We start from the raw sequence: 19,676 nt of genomic DNA on the forward strand, positions 1-19,676 counted from the left end.
GAAGGCAATTCATTGAAAACCAGAAACACGATGAGATCGCTAAGATCGTCTGGCAAACCGACGCTCTATGACCACAAAGAAGACCGGAACTAAGAAAATCGTTAGCGCAGTGGCTGAGATCATCCCGCCAATAACTCCGGTCCCCACAGCATTTTGTGCCGCTGAGCCCGCTCCCGTGCTTATCGCCATCGGTAAAACCCCAAGGATAAAGGCCAGTGACGTCATCAGTATTGGACGTAAGCGCATACGCACCGCTTCAAGCGTTGCCTCATGAACATTTTTGCCTTCCCTGTCGATAAGATCTTTGGCGAATTCAACGATCAAAATCGCGTTTTTCACCGATAAACCAATCGTTGTCAGTAAACCGACTTGGAAATAGACGTCGTTATTCATACTGCGTAGTGTGACGGCTAAAAGCGCGCCAATAATTCCCAGCGGCACCACCAACATCACCGAGAACGGAATCGACCAGCTTTCATAAAGCGCGGCCAGACTCAGGAACACGACCACCAGTGAAATCGCATACAGCGCAGGAGCTTGATTTCCCGATAGTCTTTCCTGATAGGACATTCCAGTCCAATCATAGCCCACCCCGTTCGGCAGTTTTGCAGCTAGCGCCTCCATCATCGCCATGGCCTCACCGCTGCTTTTACCACGGGTCGCTTCGCCAAGAATCTCCATTGACGGCAAACCGTTATAGCGTTCCAATCGTGGAGAACCATACTCCCAATGAGCAGACGCAAAAGAGGAGAACGGTACCATCTGGCCAGACGCGCTGCGTACATACCAGCTATCGATATTTTCCGGCAGCATGCGATAAGGCGCCTGAGCCTGCACATAAACCTTCTTTACCCGCTCATTATCAATAAAGTCATTCACATAGGTGCCGCCAAAGGCCGATGACAGCGTTTGATTAATATCTGCCAACGAAACACCCTGCGCTAAAGCTTTTTCCTGATCAATAGTCACTTTAAATTGCGGCGTATCCTCCATACCGTTAGGACGAACACCGGTGAGCATTTCAGGATGCTGCGCAGCCATGCCCAGCAGTTCATTACGAGCTTCAGTCAGTTTTTCATGCCCTAAATTGCCCTGATCGATCAGTTCAAAATCAAAACCGGTAGAAGTGCCAAGTCCAGAAATAGCCGGCAGATTAAAAGGAAATACCAGCGCATCCTTTATCTGACCAAAAGCCACAGCCGCACGGGCGAGAATTGCCGTCACCCGATTCTCTTCGCCTTGACGCTCACTCCAAGGCTTAAGGCTGACAAAAGCTAAACCGTTATTTTGCCCCTGCCCACTGAAGCCAAAGCCACTAACCGTAAACACCGACTCCACGTCTCGCTGCTCTTTCTTTAGGAAATAATCGGTCACCTGCGCCAGCACCTTATCAGTTCGCTGCTGAGTCGCCCCTGCGGGCAACTGCACCGATGTCAACGCAATACCTTGATCCTCTTCAGGAATAAATCCGGTTGGCAGTTGAATGAAGAGCACGCCCATCCCCACCACGACCAAGAGGTAAATCGCCATATAGCGGCCGGTTTTCACCAGCATATGGTCAACACTATCGGTGTAGTGATGGGTAAATTTATTGAACAGGCGGTTAAACCAGCCAAAGAACCCGCCTTTGTTGTGTGAGGTTCCAGGGGTAACCGGCTTAAGAATAGTGGCACACAGCGCCGGAGTTAAAATAATCGCCACGAGAATCGACAACACCATCGCCGAAACAATCGTGACAGAGAATTGACGGTAAATTGCACCGGTTGCACCACCGAAAAAGGCCATCGGAACAAATACGGCTGACAAAACCAAAGCAATACCCACGAGAGCACTTTGAATTTGAACCATCGATTTCTTGGTCGCTTCTTTGGCAGAGAGCCCCTCTTCTTCCAGCACACGCTCAACGTTTTCGACAACAACGATAGCGTCATCCACCAGCAGACCAATGGCCAACACCATTGCAAACATCGTCAAGGTATTGATCGAATAACCAAACACATCAAGAATGGCGAAAGTCCCGAGCAACACCACCGGCACCGCAATGGTAGGAATAAGCGTTGCGCGTAGATTTTGCAAAAACAGATACATCACTAAAAAGACTAAAACCACCGCTTCCAATAATGTTTTAACCACTTCATTGATGGAAATTTTCACGAAAGGCGTTGTATCGTAGGGATACACCACTTTCAGCCCCTGCGGGAAAAAAGGCTGCAGCTTCACTAATTCAGCCTTGATATTATTCGCCACATCCAGCGCATTCGCGCCGGTCGCAAGCTTAATCCCCAGCCCAGCCGCCGGTTTACCATTAAAGCGAGCCTGCGTGCTGTAGTTTTCACTCCCTAGCTCAACTTTTGCCACATCACGTAATAGCACCCGTGAGCCATCTGGCTGAACCTTAAGCAAAATCTTGCCAAATTCCTGCGGCGATTGAAGGCGAGTTTGCGCGATAATAGAGGCATTCAGCTCCTGTCCTGCAACCGCGGGCATCCCACCCAACTGCCCAGCGGCAATCTGATTGTTTTGTACTTTGATTTGATCAATGACATCCAAGGGCGTTAGGTGAAAGTTATTCAGCTTATGTGGGTCGAGCCAAATACGCATCGCATACTGAGAACCAAACAGTTGCACGTCTCCGACCCCTTCAGTACGGCTGAGTGGGTCTTGAATATTAGAAGCGACATAGTCAGCGATATCAGACTGAGACATGGTGTTATCTTCAGAAATAAATCCGGCAACCATTAAAAAACTGCTGCTAGATTTTTCAACGCTAATCCCCTGCTGCTGGACTTCTTGAGGCAAAAGTGGCATTGCTAACTGAAGCTTGTTTTGCACCTGAACCTGAGCAATATCAGGGTCAGTTCCTGATTGGAAAGTCAGCGTCACCGACGCGCTACCGGAAGAGTCGCTCGTCGATGACATATACATCAGATTATCAATCCCGTTCATATTCTGTTCGATAATCTGCGTCACCGAATTCTGCACGGTTTTAGCATCCGCGCCGGGATAGTTAGCCGAAATCACCACCGATGGCGGCGCAATAGTGGGGTATTGTGCAACGGGAAGATTCCAAATGGCGAGTGCCCCAGCCATCATCAAAATAATGGCAATGACCCAGGCGAAAATTGGCCTATCTATAAAAAACTTAGCCATCTGCTAACTGGCTCCTTATTAAAAACGGATGAGTGCGGTCGGAAGCGAAAAACGTCTTCTCGTGATTTACTGATGGCTTTCGCCCCATGTATCAGACAAATGTGCTTCCTGAGCCACCACTTGCATACCCAGTCGGATCCGCTGCAAACCACTCACAATCACCCTATCGCCTGCGCTTAATCCTCCAGTCACCAACCAATGACTCCCGATAGCCTGTGCAGCATTCACAATTTTGTTTTCGACCCTATCGTCAACGCCCACCACCAGAACCGTCGCCTCTCCGCGCGCATTGCGAGTCAGACCCTGCTGAGGGACCAATAACGCATGCGGGCGGACGCCTTCATCCAAACGAGCGCGCACAAACATACCAGGCAAGAGATCACCATGGGGATTAGGGAATACGGCACGGAGAGTCAGAGACCCCGTACTTTCATCAACGGTGACATCTGAAAACTCAAGGGTTCCAGTAAGTGGATACGTTTTACCGTTGGCCAGAAGCAACGTGACGCTCGCTTTGCCATCCGTTTGTGCCAATGAGCCACTGGCCAACTCTTGTTTCAGGCGTAAGAAATCATTGCTGGACTGAGTGACGTCAACGTAAATAGGATCCAACTGTTGAATCACCGCTAACGCTTGGCTTTGATCCGGCGTAACAAGTGCCCCTTCGGTTACGCGAGAGCCACCGATACGTCCAGAAATGGGCGCAATCACCTTGGTGTAAGCCAAGTTAATACGAGCTAGTTCCAACGCAGCCTGAGCGGCGGTTACCGTCGCATTCGCTTGGCGCATATCAGCGACTGCACTATCCAACTGTTGCTGACTGATATATTTTTTCGCCCACAGAGAACGGTCACGGTTAGCCGTTAACTGTGCAATATGTGCAGCGGCCTTTGCCTGCGCTAAATCGGCGGCGGCGCTATCATAGCTAGCGTGATAAGGCGCAGGATCGAGCTGATACAACGACGCCCCTGCGGTAATATTGCTTCCTTCAACAAAATGGCGTTTAAGAATAATGCCGCCCACCTGTGGCCTGACCTCTGCCACACGGAATGCTTCCGTTCGACCGGGAAGTTCAGTGGTTATCTGTAACGGCGCGTCTTTCAGCGTCACCACCCCGACGGTGGGCCTTTCGGGCAATACAGCGGTCTTATTATCATCACGACAGCCAGCAAGCAGGAAACCCGCTGAAAGCGCCAAAATAAAAGCATAACGAGAGGTACAGATCGACCTGACAAATAGAGATTTGATAAACATCGCGAACGCTCAACTGGATGAATGTTGATAGGTACCAACAAAGATAAATACGTGAATAAAAAAACCACTCGTCTCATTGGATAAATTAAGAATTAATGAAAAGTTATTATAATTTAATCATGATGAAACAATGCAGGTAACAGACCTTAATATTTAGGTATTAGACATTATTGAAAAACATCCAGCGCGTTATTTACATTCAATATAAAAATAGAGAATCCCTTCGATAAACAGACATAGATTTACAATCAAAGGGATGAATAATTATCGTTAAAAATTAGCTTAAGTGACTAGCCTTGCATTTTAGAAGAATATTTTCTTATATAGTTTAATGGTGTAGTACCGTAGTATTTTTTGAACACAGAAATAAAATAAGACGCACTGCTATAGCCACACTGTGCCGATACCTGAGCGATACTCTGATGATAAATTGTCAATTGCTCAGCGGCAAAACGCATCCGACAATCTGTAATGATTTTGGTATAGCTTGTATTTTCCTCACGCAAACGTTTTTTTAAAACGCTAGCGCTCATACATAAAGAACTGGCAATCGAACCAAGCGCCCATCCTTTAGAAATATTGCTCTGAATTATGGTATACACCTGCGTTCTCACATCGTTCTGACTCACTTTAATCAGAAAAGGCAGGAAGCGACGATGAGCGAGAAAAACGGAAAGTACAGTGAAGAGCAGCGAGTTTTTCCGTACTCGGCTAATATCATCTAAGTCTTCTTGCTGTGACAGGCTCGCCGCTTCTGCAAAAATCTTAGGCGCACGACATGGCTCAACGAAATAATCAGGTGATCGCCTAGCCTCATGACAAACTTTAGTAATATCTCTTTTCAGGAAGGTGAGGTAATTATTTATCGTCTCTCGACTAATGTACGCCACACATTGGTTATCAAAGTGATTAATTTCGAGTGAATTATTTTTACAGGAAAGTAAAATAAGGCTATTTTCCTTAACGTCAGTGATTTTTTCATTATTAATACTGATTTCGGTATTTTGTGTTGTCAGCACAACTGCGCAGCATTCTTGGCAGCGTAATTTCATAAATAAACTCCATCAAATGGATATTGTTTATGCTGATAATAAACAGATATATAAACTCAAATCGGTTTACTATCAATTGCGATGCTAGTAATGGTTGTCATTTTTTGGGGGCGCTATTATTTATATTTAAATAGCTAAAATCAACACTTCGCCGCCGAGAAAAGAAAAATCCTAATCTTTATTTAAAATAATGATAATAGAAATAAGTCTATTATTAAGAAGTACAAGCAAAGAAAGAAAGGTGTCTCTCCCCATAGGGAGAGACAATAAGGATCAGTTCTGGAATACACTACCTTGACGAGCAGCCTGTCCTACAGCCTCACCTAACTGCCACACTGCCATTGCATAATGAGTGCTGTGGTTATAACGAGTGATCGTATAGAAATTCGGTAAACCGTACCAATATTGGTAGCCCGTCCCCATATCAAGCCGCAGCAGACTAGCCTGCTGATAGCCATCTAATGAACTCTGTGGGCTCAGCCCCGCTTCCGCCAATGCAGAAATCGTATAGTTGGTTTTGAAACCGTTCTCTAACGTTGGAGCTTGACCGTTTGCTGGGACTGCAACTTTTTTACCCGACTGCCAGCCATGCGCTTTGAAGTAATTTGCTACGCTGCCAATAGCGTCTTCCGGATCCCACAGATTAATGTGTCCATCACCATTGAAATCAACCGCATAGCTTTTAAATGAAGACGGCATAAACTGCCCATATCCCATTGCGCCCGCAAACGACCCTTTTAGACTAAGAGGATCATCGCCTTCTTCCCGCGCCATTAATAAAAAGGTTTCCAGCTCACCAGAGAAGTATTCAGCACGGCGTGGATAGGCAAACGACAGCGTCGCCAAAGCGTCAATAATACGGGTTTTTCCCATAACGCGGCCCCAGCGAGTTTCGACGCCAATGATACCCACAATGATTTCTGGTGGTACGCCATAAACTTGTTGGGCACGCTGTAACGCATTTTGGTATTGATTCCAGAATACTACGCCATTTTGCACGTTATCAGGCGTGATAAATTTACCGCGATAACGCAGCCATGCGCCGTTTGGCCCCGCAGGTGGGCGTGTGGTCGGTGCCTGACGATCCATTAGATTCAATACATAATCTAGACGCTTGGTCTGAGCCAATACGTCATGCAATTGCTGACGGTCAAAACCATGCTCGCTGACCATTTTGTCGACGAAACGATTCATTGCTGGATCGTAGGCAAAATCCCCCAGTTGCACCTGACCAGAGTGGGAAGGCTCGAGTAAAAATCCCCCCTTGGCAGTCGGTGGGGTGGTTTCAGTCACGTCGTTAGACGGTTTGGGTTTGCTACTACAAGCAGATAGCAAGACAACAATAGGCAGCAGCGCGGTTAAATAACGCATCGAATATCCATAGCAATGCAAGAAAAAGTGATCAATATGTTAGCGCGTTGTCTGGAGGGTGCAAACTGGAATCTCAGGTGTCACCATATTAAACGTCCCCGTCTTTTCGCCGTATACATGTATAGCACTGCATATATACATGCCGTATTTGCGAAGCACTTCCAGATATTAGCTATGTCAGTTTGCAAGTCGCTACGTTAGTATAGCGGCATAAAAATCCGTTCCAAACGCAGCCGTTAACCGAACGGTTTCGTGGTGCTTAATCAGAACCTAAAAAACCACGACTATCTTTGAATTCAACATATTAGATATAGAAATTCTATGAGCGACATGACAAACCTAGACTCACATACTCCCATGATGCAGCAGTATCTTAAGCTGAAAGCTCAGCATCCAGATATCCTGTTATTTTACCGCATGGGCGACTTCTACGAGCTCTTTTACGATGATGCCAAACGAGCATCCCAGCTCATGGATATCTCTCTCACCAAACGTGGTGCTTCAGCCGGTGAACCCATTCCAATGGCGGGTATTCCGCATCATGCAGTGGAGAACTATCTCGCTAAGCTGGTGCAGCTTGGTGAATCTGTCGCGATCTGTGAACAGATTGGCGATCCAGCCACCACCAAAGGTCCCGTAGAGCGCAAGGTTGTCCGCATCGTCACACCAGGCACCATCAGTGATGAAGCATTACTCAAAGAACGTCAAGACAACCTACTGGCTGCCATTTGGCAGGACGCTCGTGGCTTTGGGTTTGCGACACTCGATATCAGCTCTGGGCGTTTTCGCGTTGCGGAACCGGCCGACCTTGAAACAATGGCGGCCGAACTGCAACGAACTAACCCAGCAGAATTGCTGTACCCAGAAGATTTCGCCTCCATGGCGCTCATTGAAAATCGTCGTGGTCTACGCCGCCGGCCGTTATGGGAGTTTGAGCTCGATACCGCTCGCCAGCAGCTTAACCTGCAATTTGGTACCCGCGACCTCAACGGCTTTGGCGTAGAGCAAGCAACTCAGGCGCTGCGTGCTGCTGGTTGTCTACTGCAATATGTCAAAGATACGCAGCGTACAACGCTCCCCCATATCCGCGGTATTACTATCGAGCGCCAGCAGGACGGTATCATCATGGATGCCGCCACACGTCGTAATTTAGAGCTCACACAGAATCTATCCGGCGGGGTAGAAAATACGCTAGCCGCCATTCTGGACTGCACCGTAACTCCGATGGGCAGCCGCATGCTAAAGCGCTGGGTACATATGCCCAGTCGCGACCACAAAGCGCTGAATAATCGCCAGCAGGCAATTGAAGCACTTCAGCCATTGGTCGACGATCTACAGCCGCTTCTCCGTCAAGTCGGCGATCTTGAACGTATTCTTGCACGCTTGGCTCTACGAACCGCCCGCCCACGCGATCTGGCGCGCATGCGTTACGCGTTCCAACAGCTACCTGAAATTCAGGCGCTTATCGGCGGCCATGCTACACCGCATATCGCAAAACTGGCCGAACAGGCTGGTCAGTTTGAAGAACTGCGCGAACTATTAGAGCGAGCGGTCGTTGAAACTCCGCCAGTACTGGTACGTGACGGTGGCGTTATTGCGCCAGGATATAATGATGAACTGGATGAGTGGCGCGCACTCGCCGACGGCGCTACCGACTATTTGGAGCGACTTGAAATTCGCGAGCGCGAAAAACTGGGATTAGATACGCTGAAAGTTGGCTTCAACGGCGTGCATGGTTATTACATTCAGGTCAGTCGCGGCCAGAGCCATTTAGTGCCCATTCACTACGTGCGCCGTCAAACGCTAAAAAATGCCGAGCGTTATATTATTCCCGAGCTAAAAGAGTATGAAGATAAGGTTCTGACCTCTAAAGGCAAAGCGCTGGCGTTAGAAAAACGTTTGTATGAAGAGCTGTTCGACTTGCTGTTGCCGCATCTGGCTGACCTACAACAGAGCGCGACTGCGCTGGCTGAGCTGGATGTGCTGAGTAACTTGGCTGAGCGTGCGGACACTCTCAACTACGTACGCCCAGAACTGAGCGATAAAGCGGGAATCAAGATCGTAGGTGGTCGCCATCCGGTCGTTGAGCAAGTGCTGAAAGAGCCTTTCATCGCAAATCCGCTGTCGCTCTCCCCGCAGCGTCGCATGTTGGTCATCACCGGTCCAAACATGGGGGGGAAAAGTACTTATATGCGCCAAGCTGCGCTCATTGTGCTGATGGCGCATATTGGTAGCTTTGTCCCTGCAGAGAAAGCCGTTATTGGCCCTGTCGATCGCATCTTCACCCGCGTTGGTGCAGCAGATGACTTGGCCTCAGGCCGTTCCACCTTCATGGTTGAAATGACCGAAACAGCCAACATTCTGCATAACGCCACCGAAAACAGTTTGGTGTTAATGGATGAGATCGGTCGTGGTACATCAACCTATGATGGATTATCGCTCGCGTGGGCCTGTGCTGAAAATCTGGCTAGCCGCATCAAAGCCATGACGCTATTTGCCACCCATTACTTCGAGTTAACTACGCTGCCAGAAAAACTTGAAGGTGTATACAACGTGCATCTGGATGCGTTAGAGCACGGCGATACCATCGCCTTTATGCACAGCGTACAAGATGGTGCAGCCAGCAAAAGTTACGGCTTAGCCGTTGCCGCACTGGCCGGTGTGCCGCGCGATGTGATTAAACGAGCACGCCAAAAGCTCAAAGAATTAGAAACACTGTCGGCGCAAACCGGCAATAGCCAAATTGATGGTTCGCAGCTTCAGCTATTGGCTGAGCCAGAATCTTCACCAGCAGTGGAAGCATTAGAAGAGCTCGATCCTGATACGCTGACACCTCGTCAGGCATTGGACTGGCTATATCGTTTGAAAGGGATGATGTAATCATTAGCCTGTAGATGTAAAAAAGGTGAAGCCGCTAAGCTTCACCTTTTTGTTTTACGCGTTTTAGAAAACCTGATTCATTCAAAGAATAATGATGAAAACCTTTATTCTCTGAACAGGGCCTCAATGCTAAGACCTTGAGCTTGCAGTATTTCGCGTAGACGGCGCAAGCCTTCAACCTGAATTTGACGCACGCGCTCACGGGTTAACCCTATTTCACGCCCAACGTCTTCCAGCGTAGCGGCTTCATAACCCAGCAGACCAAAACGACGCGCTAATACTTCGCGCTGCTTGGCGTTAAGCTCAAATAACCACTTAACAATACTCTGCTTCATGTCATCGCTTTGCGTGGTGTCTTCCGGGCCGCTTTCGTTCTCATCGGTGAGAATGTCCAGTAAGGCTTTTTCCGAATCGCCTCCCAGCGGAGTGTCCACTGAGGTGATGCGTTCATTCAAACGTAGCATACGGCTAACGTCTGTGACCGGACGATCCAGCTGTTCAGCAATCTCTTCCGCGCTCGGCTCATGATCCAGTTTGTGTGAAAGCTCACGTGCGGTACGCAGATAAACGTTCAACTCTTTGACAATATGAATCGGCAAACGGATGGTTCGCGTCTGATTCATGATAGCCCGCTCAATAGTTTGGCGGATCCACCATGTGGCATAGGTTGAAAAACGGAATCCACGTTCAGGATCGAACTTTTCAACCGCACGGATTAAACCTAAATTGCCTTCTTCAATCAGATCTAGTAGTGCAAGACCACGATTGCTGTAGCGACGGGCAATTTTCACGACCAGTCGCAGATTACTTTCGATCATTCTACGACGAGACGCGTCGTCACCACGCAGCGCCCGTCGTGCAAAAAAGACTTCTTCTTCTGCAGTGAGCAGCGGAGAGTAACCGATTTCACCCAGATAAAGCTGAGTAGCATCAAGAACACGTTGTGAAACGGCCTGCGCCATCAATTCATCGGATGAGTCAACCTCGGTGGGTTCTTCAACGAGTACCTTCTCGTCAAACGCTTCTTCCCCGTTCTCATCGAAGTCTACTTCTTCATTTAACTCGTTAACTTTCAGCGTATTCTGGCTCATAGCTGTACCCTACCCGTGATATTGCGGGCAGAATACGGCGATTCTGCCCCGACTATCGCTGCGGCAAGTAGCGCAGCGGGTTTACGGATTTCCCCTTGTAACGAATTTCAAAGTGCAATCTTACTGAGCTGGTTCCGGTGCTCCCCATGGTTGCAATTTTTTGACCCGCCTTAACCTCTTGTTGTTCCCGGACCAGCATCGTGTCGTTATGGGCGTAGGCGCTCAGGTAGTCATCATTGTGTTTAATGATGATCAGATTTCCGTAACCACGCAGGGCGTTGCCGGCGTATACCACACGGCCATCAGCCGTGGCGACCACCGACTGGCCGCGTGAACCCGCGATATCAACCCCCTTGTTTCCACCTTCGGCAGAAGAGAAGTTGTCGATAATTTTACCGTCAGTAGGCCAACGCCAGGTTCCAACTGGAGCACTGCTGCTTACACTACTGGCTGACGAGTTCGGAACGGTTGCTGCGGCAGTCGTCGTTGCCGTCGCTGTCGATGCAGGCAACATTTTGCCAACATTCTGTTTACCCGAATTATCAGAATACGCTGTGGTTGATTGAGAATCAACACCTGTGCTCTTAATTTGACCACTTGACGGCTGAGTTGGCACTCCACTGGTTCCGTCGTTAGCTGCGAGCATTCCACCACTATTGCTATTGGCATCTAATTTAATAGTTTGGCCAACATTGAGGCTGTAAGGGGCTGGAATGTTGTTTTTCTCTGCAAGATCGCGGAAATCGTTCCCCGAAATCCACGCGATATAAAATAATGTATCACCACGTTTTACGGTATAAGTACCGCCGTTATAGCTTCCCTTCGGAATATTCTGATAACTGCGATTGTATATGATACGACCGCCGTCGCCTGTTTGTGCCCCGCCATTATTATTTCCGGCGTTCGACAGCATGCGGTCATTACCACCTCCATTTACGGAGCTTATTGGTGCAGAGCTATTGTCTGACGTACAACCCGCTAACCACAAAGTTATCAAAGTACACGCCGCTACTTGGCGCCACTTCATCATCGTGCTTCCCATGCTTATGCTTCCCCCACAACAGCAAAATCAGCGATATCCAACATATTCAGTCTCTTATACGTCTACATTACGAGGAGCAACCGCCACAAGTAATAAGAGCATCACGTGCTCTGAACCGACTAACCCAACCATAGGGTTAGCGAAAAACATCAAATAAGATAAAAATCAGGTAAGACTCCTCTATAGAGTCTCGCCTGCTGCATTTAGTTTCCAGCCATATACGACAAGAAGTAATGAATTGGACACTAAAAGCAGAGTGCGGGTCAAATACGAATCAGTAAGAATAATCCCTTTACAGAATTATACCCTTCATACTTAAAGCTATATCGGCGCTGGTTACGCTCACTATTCACCCTATTTCTAGGACTATCCCTATTTAAAGGACATTCCCTGAAGAGACAGCACAAGCGTTATTCAAAAAGTCAGAATCTTCAGTCGTACAACGCCAGTTATTTTGGATACAGCTTAGCAGTTAGCTGAAAAATCAGGCTAATTCTCCCTGAACTAAAGGAACAAATCTTACCGGTTCGATAGACTCCACCAAGAAATCATGACCACGGCGCTGTACACAGCGCAGATGCTGGGTTTTATCAAACTCGCCGACGGGTAGAACTAAACGACCACCGTCGGCCAACTGCGCCAACAATGCTTCTGGAATTTCAGGCGGTGCCGCGGTCACAATAATCGCATCAAACGGTCCACGCGACGCCCAGCCCTGCCAGCCGTCACCGTGACGCGTTGAAACATTGTGTAAATCCAACTGCTTGAGGCGTCTTTTCGCCTGCCATTGCAGGCTTTTAATCCGCTCAACCGAGAAAACATGTTGAACAAGGTGTGCTAACACCGCGGTTTGATACCCCGATCCGGTGCCAATCTCTAGCACTTTAGCCTCTGGCCCCACTCGTAATAGCTCAGTCATTCGCGCCACCATATAAGGTTGCGAAATAGTCTGCCCCAAACCTATAGGTAAGGCCGTATTATCGTAGGCCTTGTGAGACATGGCCTCATCAATGAATTTTTCACGCGGTACTTCGGCTAATGCCTTTAGCACTCGCTCATCACCGATCCCTTGCTGCATCAACTGCTGCAATAAGGTCAGCACACGTCTATCTACCATTCCTCACCGACCTTAGTCTGTTCAAGCCACGAAGAAAGCAAATCCTGCGCGTGATATGCCGTTAAGTCCACCTGCAAAGGTGTTATCGAGACATAGCCTTGCTCCACGGCGGCAAAATCAGTATCTGGCCCAGCATCCTGTTTTTCCCCAGGAGGCCCAATCCAGTACAGATCTCGCCCACGTGGATCCTGCTGATGAATCACCTTATCAGCAGGGTGTCGACTACCACAACGCGTCACTTTAATGCCTTTAACCTGTTCCAGAGGTAAGTCTGGAACGTTAACATTCAAAATTCGTCCCGTACGCAACGGGTATTGTGCCAATGCTTTCAGCAAACGGCACGTCACCTGTGCAGCAGTATCATAGTGCTGGAAACCATCAAGTGAAACCGCCAGCGCAGGAAAACCTAAGTGACGTCCTTCCATTGCCGCCGCGACGGTACCGGAGTAAATCACATCGTCTCCCAAATTGGGCCCCGCATTAATGCCAGAAACGACAATTTCGGGATGCGGCCGCATCAGGGCGTTAACGCCAAGGTAGACACAGTCGGTTGGCGTACCGTCAATCACACTGATGTCACCATTCGTCAGTGTCTCAATACGCAATGGCGATTCAAGCGTCAACGAGTTTGATGAGGCGCTGCGATTACGATTAGGCGCCACAACCTGTACCTGAGCAAACTCACGTAGCGCTACCGCCAACGTTTGAATGCCCGGAGCCATTACGCCGTCGTCGTTACTCAGCAAGATCCGCATTAGGGTTTTCCTGATTGAACAACTCACGCACAATACTGGTCGCAAAACTGCCTGCAGGAAGAGCGAATTCAACTTCTACCGTCGCATCGTCCCACCAAGACCAGCTCATCTCCTGTGGTTTCACCAGCATTGCACGGCGCGCAGACTCCACTCGCTCACGCTTAACCAATGCCAGTAAATCGGCATAGTCTGCGATAGCTTGCTGCTCAAATTGGGCCGCTAAATCGCGCGTACCGAGATCGTTATCTCCTGGCAACGCCGCCGTAATCTGTAGCTCGCCGCCGTCAGTTCGCTGCTGCAAACTTTCTAACTCCTCGGCATTGGCGACAAACCAACTGCCGCGCCCAGTCAGTTGCATGGCATCGCCCAGCATCACCTGACGCTGCAAGTCCTGCGCCAAACGCATATTCGTTATCTGATTGAACATAGCGCTACGTGCAGCCGAAAGATAGAAACTGCGTTTGGCTCGCTCTCTGACCTGAATTTCACCACGCGACCACTTGGCCGCCTGAATCAGGTTATTACCACCACGGCCAAAACGCTGGGCACCGAAATAGTTTGGCGCGCCTTCTGTCGCAATCGCCTGCAAGCGCTGCTCAACGTCGTCGCGGTCAGTGATATGGCGTAGTACCAAGCGGAAAGTGTTGCCTTTCAACGTACCAATTCGCAGTTTACGCAAATGGCGCGCACTGCGAACCACTTGGCAACCTTCCAAAATAAACTGGCTGAGGTCGGGTGACTCTTTCCCTGGCAGATGCAGGCAGAACCACTGTTCGGTTACCGCATGACGGTCTTTTAATCCAGCGTAGCTGACCGAACGTTGGGGAATTTTTGCGAAACGTGCGAGATTATCGGCGACGAACTGTGTATTGCAGCCTTCCTTGCGAATACGCACTAGGAGGTGTTCGCCTTCGCCATCGGGTTCAAAACCCAAATCTTCAGAGACGAAGAAATCTTCTGGGAAAGCCTTCAGAACACCGGTGCCCTGAGGACGCCCATGCAGATAATGGAGTGCATCAAAATCCACGCGTTACTCCTTAATCAACAATGCAACCGCTTCGCAGGCAATACCTTCGCCACGACCGGTGAAGCCTAATTTCTCTGTTGTCGTCGCTTTGACGTTAACATCATCCATATGACACTCGAGATCTTCGGCTAAGTTAACGCGCATTTGAGGAATATGCGGAGCCATCTTCGGTGCCTGAGCGATAATAGTGATATCGAGGTTACCTAAGCGGTATCCCTTGGCGCGGATGCGACGATAAGCTTCGCGCAGCAACGCACGACTGTCAGCACCTTTAAACGCCGGATCGGTATCGGGAAACAGTTTGCCAATATCGCCCAGAGCTGCAGCACCTAACAACGCATCGGTTGCCGCATGGAGCGCCACGTCACCGTCTGAATGCGCAAGCAAACCAAACTCGTAAGGAATACGCACGCCGCCAATGATCAGAGGGCCTTCGCCACCAAATTTATGAACATCAAAACCGTGGCCAATTCTCATCAAGCATTCTCCTTTGGAGGCTGTGTTAAAACGAAAAAGAGTAAAACAAAGGGGTATATCAACGCAGAAAAGACTACGTGCGCTGCGACAGGTAAAACTGAGCTAACGCAAAATCTTCAGGCCTTGTGACCTTGATATTATCAGAACGGCCAGACACCAACAGGGGATGATAACCGCAATACTCCAACGCCGATGCCTCATCCGTCACGTTAGCGCCTTCATTAAGCGCACGCGCCAGACACATCATCAGCAGCTCACGAGGAAATAACTGGGGAGTTAATGCATGCCACAGCGCTTCGCGATCGACCGTATGCGCAATGCTGTTGATCCCCGCTTCCGCTCGTTTCATGGTATCGCGAACGGGAGCCGCGAGGATCCCGCCAACTTTAGATGTGTGCCGCAGGGCCAGCAAATTGCTGAGATCGTCTTGATGCAGACAGGGGCGGGCGGCATCATGCACTAACACCCAATGCGCATCTGTCGCCGCTTGTAGACCGGCAAAAACCGAGTCTGCACGCTGCGCACCGCCGTATACCACCTGTACTCGCGGATCGTTTGCCAGCGGTAAATTGTAGAAATAGCCGTCATCAGGACTAATGGACACAACCACCCGCTCAACATCGGCATGACGCAGTAACGCCGCCACCGAATGTTCGAGGATCGTTTTACCATCGATAGACAAATATTGCTTTGGGCAAGTCGAGCGCATCCGGCTGCCAACACCCGCGGCTGGCACAACGGCGACGACAGAAAAGAGTGGTGATTCGTCAGGAGCACTCATACATTTTGGCTTGTAGTTATTAATATTAGGATTCGAACTGTTTAAGCCATTGTCATGAAACGCATACGCATTAAATCAGGCTCAACGTTATCGCTGACAGGCACCATTGGCAGATACTACTGACGGGGGCTAATTTCGTGCTGTAGACGATGAGGACGAAGGCATTGGCGAAGACTGAGTCGTACCACCATTGCGTTTCGACTGATCAGGCACCAGACGATAGAATGTTTCGCCAGGTTTTATCATACCAAGTTCGTTACGTGCGCGTTCCTCAATGGCTTCTTGCCCACCATTTAGATCATCAATTTCAGCAAATAGCTGATCGTTGCGAGATTTCAGCTTGCCGTTATTAGCTTGCTGAGCCGCAACATCTTCTTTTACGCGCACATAATCATGGATACCGTTTTTGCCAATCCACAATGAATATTGCAACCAGCCTAACAGTATCAATAATAATAGCGTTAATTTACCCATTCACGCCCCCTGAAAAACCGCACAATCATCCCACAACTTTTAATGAGACTCCACACTAGAGGGAAAATTACTGCGTAATACAGGTTTCTCTTTAGTAAATGCGGATAACAAGACCTCTTTATTGTGAATAGTTTAGGATTAATCATTATCAAGAGATGGAAAATAAAACAAAAAAATTACAAACCACCACGAATTAAGCCGCCAAGCCCACGGCGCTCCATAAAGGCGGCGGTGAGATGACGAACCTCTGTCGACATTTGGCTTTCCAATACACGCTGAGCCAAGAAGCTTGCATCTTCGAGTTCAATAGTTCGCAGCAGGTATTTAATACGTGGAACGCTATGGCCGTTCATGCTGAGATTGCGATATCCCATTCCCACCAACAATAGCGCCCCCATCGGATCTCCCGCCATTTCCCCACATACGCTAATCGGTAGATTCAAGCGGTCACACTCCTGAACCACCTGCTGCAATACGCGCAGCATCGCGGGATGTAAGCTGTCGTATAGTGAAGCTACGCGGGTGTTATTCCGATCGACCGCTAACAGGTACTGCGTTAAATCGTTCGTCCCAACGGAAATGAAATCCACGCGCTCAGCCAAAAATGGCAGCAGGAAAATCAGCGACGGCACTTCCAGCATTACGCCAATGCGCGGCTTGGGCAGTGCATAGCCGATCATCTCTTCAACTTCCCGCCCTGCGCGTTCAATCAGTCGTTTCGCCTCATCCACTTCGCTCAGGCTGGTCACCATTGGCAGAAGAATATTTAAGTTGCCGCTTGCCGCGTTGGCTCGCAACATGGCTCGAACTTGAACCAAGAAGATCTCAGGTTGATCGAGCGTGATCCGAATACCACGCCAACCAAGGCTTGGGTTCTCTTCGCTGATCGGCATATAAGGTAATTGCTTATCTGCACCAATATCCAAAGTTCGCAGCGTTACTGGCTTATTTGGATTGATCTGCAGCATTCCTTGATACTGAGCCACCTGCTCTTCTTCAGAAGGGAAACCGCTTTGCAACATGAACGGAATTTCAGTGCGGTACAGCCCAACGCCATCCACTCGGCTGTCTTGACGCTGTTCATGTTCGGCGCTGAGGCCAGCATTAAGCATCACCTGTACGCGTTCACCACTTTTCAACTGCGCTGGTTTTTCGGCGTCGTCCTCCGCCATCTTGCTTAGCACAATCTCTTCATTCACCAAGCGCTGATATTCATGTACCAATACAGGATCGGGAGCGACTAACACTTCGCCGCGGTAACCATCGACAATCAGCTGACGCTCATGCAGCAACGTCGGCTGAATATCAGCCCCCATTACCGTAGGCACCCCCATCGCACGCACTAAAATCGCCGCATGCGAGTTGGCCGCACCGTCACGCACTACGACGCCTAGCATACGTTCTTGAGGAACCTCAGCCAGAATAGTGGCCGTGAGTTCATCGGCAACCAAGATGAAACGTTCAGGCCATTGGTTGATGCCCGTTGCATTATCATCGAGATGGAAGAGCAGACGTTGCCCCAGCGCACGCAGATCGCTCGCACGCTCGCGCATATAAGGATCTTGTAGATTGGCGAACTGTTCAGCAAAACGCTCGATGACCTGCTTCACGGCCCACTCGGCGACGGATCCGGCATCGATCTCATTCATCAACTCGCGTTTCAGTCTAGCGTCGTTGATCAGGTGAGAGTAAAGATCGAAAATCGCTGCGCTATCTTTCTGGGAATTCGCCGTAAAACGTTTGCTGAAGCGACGAAACTCGGCGGAAGCATCTTCCAACGCCTGCGTCATACGCTCACGTTCACTTGCGCTATCTAGCGTGGAGGCTTGAAAAACCTGCTCGAGTGACGGCTGACTAACATCCATCCACCCTTCACCAACGGCGATCCCCGGCGATGCGGCGATCGCTCTGATCCTATTTTGCCGTAGGCGGCCAAACAGACCATTAAGCTGTGCCTGCGAGAGGATCCCTGCTAGCTGCGTCGCGAGCGTCACTAAGAACGACTCTTCCGTTTCATTGAACTGACGAGATTCACGTTGCTGCACGGCAAGAACGCCCAACAGTTGGCGGCGATAAATAATAGGTACACCAAGAAAAGCACGATAGCGCTCTTCTTTTACCTTTGGCACATATTTGAAACTTGGATGGCTCGGCGCATCAGCCAAGTTAATCGGCTCAGCCAAACGCCCAACTAGCCCGACAATTCCTTCGTCGAAAGCCAGCGTAACCACACGCCCACGCGGTTTTTTCAAACCGCGTGTCGCCATCAGGTAATAGCATTGACGATCGTTGTCAGCCAAATAAATGGAACACACTTCGGTGTCCATTGCCTGACAGGTTTCGTTAACGAGCACTTCCAATGCGTCAGTTAAGCTTGCGGCCGCAGCCACCTTCTCTACTATTTCCCGCAAACGCGTGAGCATGATTAAAGCCACTTAACCTCTTTTACGGCGATAAGCAGGAGAGGTCCGCGCCGTTGGCGGGGTCACTTCCTGCAATGGCATGACCACAGGTGAGAATTCTTTCATCACCCGACGATATACATCGCGTTTAAATGAGACAACCTGACGCACCGGATACCAAAAACTGACCCAGCGCCAGCCGTCAAATTCAGGCGTACTACTCCTTTGCATGTTGATTTCAGACTCATTGCACATGAGCTGTAACAAAAACCAACGCTGCTTCTGGCCGATACATACCGGCTTCGTATCCCAACGCACCAAACGTTTAGGTAATTTATAGCGTAACCAGTTGCGGGTTGATGCAAGAATTTTGACATCTTTTCGCCCCAACCCTACTTCCTCAAACAGTTCGCGGTACATCGCCTGCTCGGCGGTTTCTCCGGGATTGATTCCCCCTTGAGGAAACTGCCAAGAATTCTGACCAAAGCGACGGGCCCAAAGAACTTGCCCCTGGCGATTACAGATTACGATACCCACGTTTGGGCGGTAGCCATCATCGTCGATCACTGGACTACCTCAATAGCAAATTCGCAAGATAGGGTGATTGTTTCACACTCCCCTGTGGCGGTAAACCACCGCATGAAATCGGGTAAAAAACGGATAACATTGGGATAACTCACAGATTCAACCATAGTTATAAACATTACCCGGTGCCCAACGTCGTTTTTATTCACTTTTTCTGTGGATATATTTGTGTAGAACTTCAGGGGAAAGGGTGTAAACCTTTGGATAGCTCTAAAACA

At 49.2% G+C, this 19,676-nt stretch carries 15 protein-coding genes; 1 reads left to right on the forward strand and 14 read right to left on the reverse strand.

Annotated elements, in window-relative coordinates:
* Positions 1-39 precede the first annotated feature (39 nt).
* The 4 genes from M988_RS16190 to mltB all read right to left on the reverse strand — a co-directional run bounded on the left by M988_RS16190 (position 40) and on the right by mltB (position 6,827).
* On the reverse strand, positions 40-3,150 hold the full coding sequence (locus M988_RS16190; RefSeq protein ID WP_064574986.1) for an efflux RND transporter permease subunit: 3,111 nt from the start codon (positions 3,148-3,150) through the stop codon (positions 40-42).
* Positions 3,151-3,216: 66 nt separating this feature from the next.
* On the reverse strand, positions 3,217-4,404 hold the full coding sequence (locus tag M988_RS16195; RefSeq protein ID WP_064574987.1) for an efflux RND transporter periplasmic adaptor subunit: 1,188 nt from the start codon (positions 4,402-4,404) through the stop codon (positions 3,217-3,219).
* Positions 4,405-4,694: 290 nt separating this feature from the next.
* The gene (locus M988_RS16200; RefSeq protein ID WP_039188295.1) at positions 4,695-5,456 is read right to left on the reverse strand and encodes an AraC family transcriptional regulator; all 762 of its coding nucleotides are present in this window, start codon (positions 5,454-5,456) and stop codon (positions 4,695-4,697) included.
* A gap of 273 nt (positions 5,457-5,729) precedes the next feature.
* Positions 5,730-6,827, reverse strand: coding sequence for a lytic murein transglycosylase B (gene mltB, locus M988_RS16205; RefSeq protein ID WP_008815149.1), 1,098 nt, complete (start codon positions 6,825-6,827; stop codon positions 5,730-5,732).
* 321 nt (positions 6,828-7,148) lie between these two features.
* Here mltB and mutS point away from each other — a divergent pair, with 321 nt between their 5' ends.
* Positions 7,149-9,707: a DNA mismatch repair protein MutS gene (gene mutS, locus M988_RS16210; protein ID WP_064574988.1), complete on the forward strand. Its 2,559-nt coding sequence runs from the start codon at positions 7,149-7,151 to the stop codon at positions 9,705-9,707.
* A gap of 104 nt (positions 9,708-9,811) precedes the next feature.
* Here the strand turns inward: mutS and rpoS are convergent, their stop codons facing one another.
* The 10 genes from rpoS to rppH form a co-directional block, all read right to left on the reverse strand.
* The gene (gene rpoS, locus M988_RS16215; protein WP_008815147.1) at positions 9,812-10,798 is read right to left on the reverse strand and encodes an RNA polymerase sigma factor RpoS; all 987 of its coding nucleotides are present in this window, start codon (positions 10,796-10,798) and stop codon (positions 9,812-9,814) included.
* A 52-nt stretch (positions 10,799-10,850) separates the two neighbouring features.
* The gene (nlpD, locus tag M988_RS16220) at positions 10,851-11,828 is read right to left on the reverse strand and encodes a murein hydrolase activator NlpD (protein ID WP_071603111.1); all 978 of its coding nucleotides are present in this window, start codon (positions 11,826-11,828) and stop codon (positions 10,851-10,853) included.
* A 496-nt stretch (positions 11,829-12,324) separates the two neighbouring features.
* The gene (locus M988_RS16225) at positions 12,325-12,957 is read right to left on the reverse strand and encodes a protein-L-isoaspartate(D-aspartate) O-methyltransferase (RefSeq protein ID WP_039185553.1); all 633 of its coding nucleotides are present in this window, start codon (positions 12,955-12,957) and stop codon (positions 12,325-12,327) included.
* On the reverse strand, positions 12,951-13,712 hold the full coding sequence (surE, locus tag M988_RS16230; RefSeq protein WP_039185551.1) for a 5'/3'-nucleotidase SurE: 762 nt from the start codon (positions 13,710-13,712) through the stop codon (positions 12,951-12,953). Before surE ends, M988_RS16225 begins: the two co-directional genes overlap by 7 nt.
* Positions 13,693-14,739 carry a tRNA pseudouridine(13) synthase TruD gene (gene truD / locus M988_RS16235; protein WP_064574990.1) on the reverse strand — a complete coding sequence of 349 codons (1,047 nt, stop codon included), beginning with the start codon at positions 14,737-14,739 and terminating at the stop codon, positions 13,693-13,695. Before truD ends, surE begins: the two co-directional genes overlap by 20 nt.
* Before the next feature lie 3 nt (positions 14,740-14,742).
* Complete coding sequence (gene ispF, locus M988_RS16240; RefSeq protein WP_008815142.1) at positions 14,743-15,216, reverse strand: 2-C-methyl-D-erythritol 2,4-cyclodiphosphate synthase; 474 nt, start codon at positions 15,214-15,216, stop codon at positions 14,743-14,745.
* Between the two features lie 73 nt (positions 15,217-15,289).
* Positions 15,290-15,997 (reverse strand): 2-C-methyl-D-erythritol 4-phosphate cytidylyltransferase, encoded by a 708-nt coding sequence (ispD, locus tag M988_RS16245; protein WP_008815141.1) that lies wholly within the window; start codon positions 15,995-15,997, stop codon positions 15,290-15,292.
* A 129-nt stretch (positions 15,998-16,126) separates the two neighbouring features.
* Positions 16,127-16,471 carry a cell division protein FtsB gene (gene ftsB / locus M988_RS16250; protein WP_004091640.1) on the reverse strand — a complete coding sequence of 115 codons (345 nt, stop codon included), beginning with the start codon at positions 16,469-16,471 and terminating at the stop codon, positions 16,127-16,129.
* Between the two features lie 176 nt (positions 16,472-16,647).
* On the reverse strand, positions 16,648-18,894 hold the full coding sequence (gene ptsP / locus M988_RS16255; protein WP_008815140.1) for a phosphoenolpyruvate--protein phosphotransferase: 2,247 nt from the start codon (positions 18,892-18,894) through the stop codon (positions 16,648-16,650).
* A gap of 12 nt (positions 18,895-18,906) precedes the next feature.
* Positions 18,907-19,440 carry an RNA pyrophosphohydrolase gene (gene rppH, locus M988_RS16260; protein WP_004091644.1) on the reverse strand — a complete coding sequence of 178 codons (534 nt, stop codon included), beginning with the start codon at positions 19,438-19,440 and terminating at the stop codon, positions 18,907-18,909.
* Between the last annotated feature and the right edge of the window lie 236 nt (positions 19,441-19,676).

The organism is Hafnia paralvei ATCC 29927 (genome assembly GCF_001655005.1).
Taxonomy (GTDB): domain Bacteria; phylum Pseudomonadota; class Gammaproteobacteria; order Enterobacterales; family Enterobacteriaceae; genus Hafnia; species Hafnia paralvei.

Excerpts from the sequence above, each read along its gene's own strand:
- M988_RS16190 (WP_064574986.1), bottom strand. The coding sequence starts at position 3,150 with ATGGCTAAGTTTTTTATAGATAGGCCAATTTTCGCCTGGGTCATTGCC.
- M988_RS16195 (WP_064574987.1), bottom strand. The coding sequence starts at position 4,404 with ATGTTTATCAAATCTCTATTTGTCAGGTCGATCTGTACCTCTCGTTAT.
- M988_RS16200 (WP_039188295.1), bottom strand. The coding sequence starts at position 5,456 with ATGAAATTACGCTGCCAAGAATGCTGCGCAGTTGTGCTGACAACACAA.
- mltB (WP_008815149.1), bottom strand. The coding sequence starts at position 6,827 with ATGCGTTATTTAACCGCGCTGCTGCCTATTGTTGTCTTGCTATCTGCT.
- mutS (WP_064574988.1), top strand. The coding sequence starts at position 7,149 with ATGAGCGACATGACAAACCTAGACTCACATACTCCCATGATGCAGCAG.
- rpoS (WP_008815147.1), bottom strand. The coding sequence starts at position 10,798 with ATGAGCCAGAATACGCTGAAAGTTAACGAGTTAAATGAAGAAGTAGAC.
- nlpD (WP_071603111.1), bottom strand. The coding sequence starts at position 11,828 with ATGATGAAGTGGCGCCAAGTAGCGGCGTGTACTTTGATAACTTTGTGG.
- M988_RS16225 (WP_039185553.1), bottom strand. The coding sequence starts at position 12,957 with ATGGTAGATAGACGTGTGCTGACCTTATTGCAGCAGTTGATGCAGCAA.
- surE (WP_039185551.1), bottom strand. The coding sequence starts at position 13,712 with ATGCGGATCTTGCTGAGTAACGACGACGGCGTAATGGCTCCGGGCATT.
- ispF (WP_008815142.1), bottom strand. The coding sequence starts at position 15,216 with ATGAGAATTGGCCACGGTTTTGATGTTCATAAATTTGGTGGCGAAGGC.
- ispD (WP_008815141.1), bottom strand. The coding sequence starts at position 15,997 with ATGAGTGCTCCTGACGAATCACCACTCTTTTCTGTCGTCGCCGTTGTG.
- ftsB (WP_004091640.1), bottom strand. The coding sequence starts at position 16,471 with ATGGGTAAATTAACGCTATTATTATTGATACTGTTAGGCTGGTTGCAA.
- ptsP (WP_008815140.1), bottom strand. The coding sequence starts at position 18,894 with ATGCTCACGCGTTTGCGGGAAATAGTAGAGAAGGTGGCTGCGGCCGCA.